Source organism: Tardiphaga sp., assembly GCF_028290785.1.
In the GTDB taxonomy this organism is placed as follows: Bacteria; Pseudomonadota; Alphaproteobacteria; order Rhizobiales; family Xanthobacteraceae; genus Tardiphaga.
In genome coordinates this window covers 1-4,988 of the sequence record NZ_JAQGJD010000276.1, presented here as the reverse complement: position 1 = coordinate 4,988, position 4,988 = coordinate 1, and the positions used below count along the sequence as shown (strand labels likewise).

Annotated in this window: 6 protein-coding genes; 4 read left to right on the top strand and 2 right to left on the bottom strand. The window is 64.0% G+C overall.

Annotated features, from left to right (window positions below):
• Positions 1-245: hypothetical protein (locus JWR89_RS16800; protein WP_299718120.1), on the top strand; the 245-nt coding region annotated here is incomplete at its 5' end.
• A gap of 162 nt (positions 246-407) precedes the next feature.
• On the opposite strand, the gene JWR89_RS16795 is transcribed toward JWR89_RS16800, so the two are convergent.
• Complete coding sequence (locus JWR89_RS16795) at positions 408-1,142, bottom strand: SDR family oxidoreductase (protein ID WP_299718118.1); 735 nt, start codon at positions 1,140-1,142, stop codon at positions 408-410.
• Between the two features lie 100 nt (positions 1,143-1,242).
• Here JWR89_RS16795 and JWR89_RS16790 point away from each other — a divergent pair, with 100 nt between their 5' ends.
• Both JWR89_RS16790 and JWR89_RS16785 read left to right on the top strand, forming a co-directional pair.
• Positions 1,243-2,142 carry a LysR family transcriptional regulator gene (locus JWR89_RS16790; RefSeq protein WP_299718116.1) on the top strand — a complete coding sequence of 300 codons (900 nt, stop codon included), beginning with the start codon at positions 1,243-1,245 and terminating at the stop codon, positions 2,140-2,142.
• A gap of 301 nt (positions 2,143-2,443) precedes the next feature.
• Positions 2,444-3,091 carry an alpha/beta hydrolase gene (locus JWR89_RS16785; protein WP_265078282.1) on the top strand — a complete coding sequence of 216 codons (648 nt, stop codon included), beginning with the start codon at positions 2,444-2,446 and terminating at the stop codon, positions 3,089-3,091.
• 96 nt (positions 3,092-3,187) lie between these two features.
• Here JWR89_RS16785 and JWR89_RS16780 read toward each other — a convergent pair whose 3' ends face one another.
• Entirely contained in the window at positions 3,188-4,291 is a 1,104-nt protein-coding gene (locus tag JWR89_RS16780; RefSeq protein ID WP_299718123.1) for an anhydro-N-acetylmuramic acid kinase, read from the bottom strand.
• A gap of 152 nt (positions 4,292-4,443) precedes the next feature.
• Here JWR89_RS16780 and tyrS point away from each other — a divergent pair.
• The coding region (gene tyrS, locus JWR89_RS16775) for a tyrosine--tRNA ligase (protein WP_299718111.1) at positions 4,444-4,988 on the top strand (545 nt) is incomplete at its 3' end.

The window sequence follows — 4,988 nt, the reverse complement described above, 5'->3', positions numbered from 1 at the left end:
TCACGCTGTGCGATGCCGAGCAGCGCGCCTGGCTGCATGATGTGGAGCGGGAAATCGGTCGCACCTTGACGGTTCACGACGATCACCAGTGGCATTGCGAAGTGGCGCGGCACTCGACCGCGCGCGCCCCAGTGCTGGGTGGCGGGCCGGTCAAGCAGGTCAAACCGCCGAAAGCGCCGCGCGAGCGCAAGATCTGGACCGAGGAAGAGAAGCTCGCCGCGCGCATGGCGGCAAAGGTCGCCTGAGAGGAAATTTCCTCTCATCCCGCGCTGCGGCGTCTTTCGAAGAGGCCGCCGCCTCAAAATTTCCAGCCTGGCGATGGTCCGGCCGGCCGCCAGCTGGCTCACGCCGATTGCCTGGCAGCGTCACATGCACCGCCAGTTTCCGACGAGTCATCAATTAGCGCTTCAGACCAGCCGGCCTCCGCCGTCGATATGAAGAACCTCGCCATTCATGTAGGTGTTTGTGAGAAGGAATGTGATGGCCTCGGCGACCTCGCCTGGTTGGCCGATCCTTCCCCTCGGAAGCGCCGCAGCCGCACCGGCGAGAACAGCGGACCGAGTTTCCGCCCCCAACGCGTCGAACAGAGGCGTCTCGACGAAGCCGGGCGCAATGACATTGACGCGGATCGGCTTGAGCTCAAGTGCAAGCGACCGGGCCAGCGCCTCCACACCGCGCACCGCGGCTGCCACGACGGCCACTCCATCACCGCTCGGTCTGTCGGAGAATTGACCGCCGGTCAGGACGATCGATCCGGTGGATGGCATCGCCGCCATGACGGCCTTGATGGCATAAAGCGGACCTGAAATTCGCTCGCTGATAGCCGCCAGAAGATCGTCGGGATCGGATTCGGCAAGCTTTCCGCCACCAAGGCTGCCAGCCGTAATGACCAGATGATCGACGACCAAGAGGCCGGCGAAAACGGCTTCAACAGCTTTACGATCAACGATGTCGGCGACGCGGACATTCGCGCCGCCGATCTCCCTCGCAACAGCTTCCAGCTTCTCGAGCGAACGGCCCACCAAAGTGACGCTGGCGCCCTGCTTCCTGACCGCGAGGGCGGTGGCACGTCCGATGCCGCTGCCTCCACCGATGATGACGATATGTGCGCCGTGTAGCGCTTCAGCAGCAGGCATGATCATGAAACTCTCGGCTGGGATGACTTCCACCCAGAGCTAAGGTATTCCCACCAGCGCCAGAAGGCGGCCGAACGGCATATGGCTTATTCGCCTGAGGAATGAGATGGACCGCCTGCAGATAATGCGACTGTTCGTTCGTGCGATCGAGTTAGGAAGTTTTTCCGCCGTCGCGCGAACCGAAGGCACTAGCCAACCAACCGTCAGCAAAAGTATCGCAGGATTGGAAAGGGAGCTGGGTGTCAGGCTCATCGAGCGATCCACGACCAGCCTGGCCGCAACCGACGAAGGCCGTCGGTTCTATCAACGCTGTCGGCAATTGCTGGAGGACTACGATGACGCCGTCCTCGATGTCAGGGGGCAGGTTCAGCAGGTCGTTGGCGTCCTCACCGTGAGCGCGCCACTCGGCCTGGGCCAACTGAGGCTCAACGCCCTCGTTCTGAAATTCCTGGCCGCGCATCCTGGCCTGGAAATCGCGCTCCTTCTGAACGACCGCATGGTCGATTTGGTGGAGGAAGGTGTCGATGTCGCCATTCGATTGGCCGGCGACCTCCCGCCCAACGCGGTCGCTCGTCCGGTCGCGTCGTCGCAGCGGGTAGTGGTCGCCTCGCCGGGCTATCTGCGTCGAGCAGCGCCCATCACAACACCTCCGGATCTGGAGAAGCATGAGGTTGTCCGGTTCGCGGGACTGGCATCGCGCGGGATTCTCGATTTCGCGTCAGGGTCGCAGCAAATCAAGGTGGAGACATCAGGTCGCTATCAGATCAACAATTCGCTCGCGCTGCGTGAATGCCTGGTCGAAGGGATCGCACTGGGGAGTGCCCCCGCATGGCTCGTTCAAGACCTCATAGATGCGGGAGACCTCGTACGCGTGCTGCCGGAATGGACACTTCCGTCGCAACTTTTGCACCTGGTCTATCCGTCACGGCGATATTTACCGCTGCGAACGCGTACCTTCCTTCAATTCATGGCTTCGAAAATCGTCGCGCTGCCGGGTTTCGCGTGAGCCTCAAAAGTGGGCTAAACTGGAACAAACCGCGAATTTGGGCTGCGCTTACGCCCGCCCGCAACGAACATGGCGCAATCCGCACCCGAAAGCGCGCCCGGAACCGCGCAAAGCCGCGACACCTTGTTCAAAAACCTTGCTTTTTGCCCTGTGCCTCATGGTAGAACGCGGCCTCAGCTTCACCCGGCGCCGTCTGCGATCAGCCCAACGACGCCCGATCCGCCCCTTTTGATGCAGGGCTCCCCGAGCCTCCACCCGCCGAACCCTGCGCGAAGTCGGTCGATTTTACCAAGGATCACCCATGCCCGAAGTCATCTTTACCGGTCCGGCAGGCCGCATCGAAGGCCGCTACCACCCGGCCAAGCAGAAGAATGCGCCGATCGCGATGGTGCTGCACCCGCATCCGCAGTTCGCCGGCACCATGAATCACCAGATCATCTACCAGTGCTATTATGCCTTCGTGCATCGCGGCTTCTCGGTGCTGCGCTTCAACTTCCGCGGCGTCGGCCGCAGCCAGGGCTCGTTCGACCACGGCACCGGCGAATTGTCGGACGCCGCAGCGGCGCTCGATTGGGCGCAGACCATCAATCCCGAAGCCCGCGCCTGCTGGGTGGCCGGCTTCTCGTTCGGCGCCTGGATCGGCATGCAGCTCCTGATGCGCCGCCCCGAAGTCGAGGGCTTCATCTCGATCGCGCCGCCGGCCAATCTCTACGACTTCTCGTTCCTGGCGCCCTGCCCGTCCTCGGGCCTGATCGTGCATGGCGAGAAGGATGCGGTGGTGCCGCCGAAGGACGTCAACACCCTGGTCGAGAAGCTGAAGACCCAGAAGGGCATCGTCATCGACCAGCACATTATCCCCGGCGCCAACCACTTCTTCGACGGCAAGCTGCAGCCGCTGATGGAATCGGTCACCGGCTATCTCGACATGCGTCTGGCCAACGTTCGCTAAGAGCGCTTCGTAGGTGGCGCCTGCCGGGGGCACGCCAATCGCCGCTCGTCGCGCGCGCGGGCTCCGCCCGCTCTACGTTTGTAGCGCGCGCCGATATCAATCCGGCCGCGCCACAATGCCGCCGGTCATCGGGATCGGCACGCCGGTGGTGGCGGGATAGCTCAGCGGCAGGCCTTTGAGGCCGCGCGCGGCGAGGAAGCCGAACGCCTGTGCCTCCATGGCGTCGGCAGACCAGCCCAGCGCATCAGCGGATTCGACACTGGCCGGAGCCAGTTTTTCGCGCAACATGCGGAGCATGGTCAGATTGCGGGCGCCGCCCCCGGTGATCACCCATCCCTGCGGCGGCTTCGGGAGCAACGGCGCGATGCTCGCAATCGCCGCCGCCGTGAAGGCGGTCAGCGTCGCCGCGCCGTCTGCGGCCACCACGTCGCGCAGCACCAGTCCGGCGAAATCGTTGCGGTCGAGGGATTTCGGCGGCGGTGCCGCGAAAAATGGATGCTGCAGCCCGCGCGCCACCCAGGCCTCGTCGATGCGGCCCTGCGCCGCCAGCCGGCCTTCGCAGTCGAACGGCTCGCCGACGCTGCGGAACATGAAGTCGTCGAGCAGCGCATTGCCAGGCCCGGTGTCGCAGGCCATCAGCACGTCGTCGCCGTCGATATAGGTAATGTTGGAGACGCCGCCGATGTTGACCACGGCGATCGGCCCGTCCCTTCCCAGCGCCTGCGCCAGCGCGCGGTGATAGACCGGCACGAAGGGGGCGCCCTGCCCGCCAGCGGCCACGTCCGCGGCACGGAAATCGTGCATGACCGGAATATGGATCGCCCGCGCCAGCGCCTTGGCGTCGCCGATCTGTACCGTCAACCGCTCGGCCGGGCGATGCAGCACGGTCTGGCCATGAAACCCGACGATATCGACGTTTTCGCGGGCGATGTGGTTCTGCGCGGTAAATGACGCCACCGCCTCAGCATGGGCCGCAGTGACGACGCGTTCGGCCTCGGCCAGGATGCCGGGCCGCTCGTCGCGTTGCGACATGTGCACCGCCTCGGCCAGCGCCTGGCGCAGCACGCCGCGCTCCGGCTCGGAATATGGCCGGTAGCCGGACGGCCCGAACGCCCGGACCTTGCGGCCATCGGTTTCGATCAGGGCGATATCCACCCCGTCCAGCGAGGTTCCGCTCATCAGCCCTATCGCGGTCAGCATCGTCGCCACGTTCAAGCCTTTCAGGTCCAACTTGTGTCGAACAGCCCGATCTTATAATGCCACACGGCACGCAAGGATGGCAGGGGCCGCTCCCACCCTGCCGCCAATCCGTTGCGACAGCGTAAAAGATTCATGACCCGAGTCGCATACCGATGACCGCTTTCAAGTCCGATTTCCTGAACGTCCTGCAGAGCCGCGGCTTCATCCACCAGATCTCCGATCCGGAGGCACTGGACGCCGCCTGCGCCAAGGGGCCGGTCACCGCTTATGTGGGCTACGACGCGACCGCCACCAGCCTGCACATCGGCAACCTGATCTCGGTCACGATGCTGCACTGGTTCCAGGAGACCGGACACCGCCCGATCACCCTGATGGGCGGCGGCACCTCGATGGTCGGCGATCCCTCGTTCCGCGATGACCAGCGCAGCCTGCTGACGGTGGAAAAGATCGCGGAGAACATCGAGGGCATCAAGAAGATCTTTGCCAAGATGCTGCGCTACGGCGACGGCCCGACCGACGCGCTGATGGTCAACAATGCCGACTGGCTCCTGAAGCTGAACTACGTCGAATTCCTGCGCGATGTCGGCCGGCATTTCTCGGTCAACCGCATGCTGGCGTTCGACAGCGTCAAGCTGCGGCTCGACCGCGACCAGTCGCTGTCGTTTCTCGAATTCAACTACATGATCATGCAGGGCTA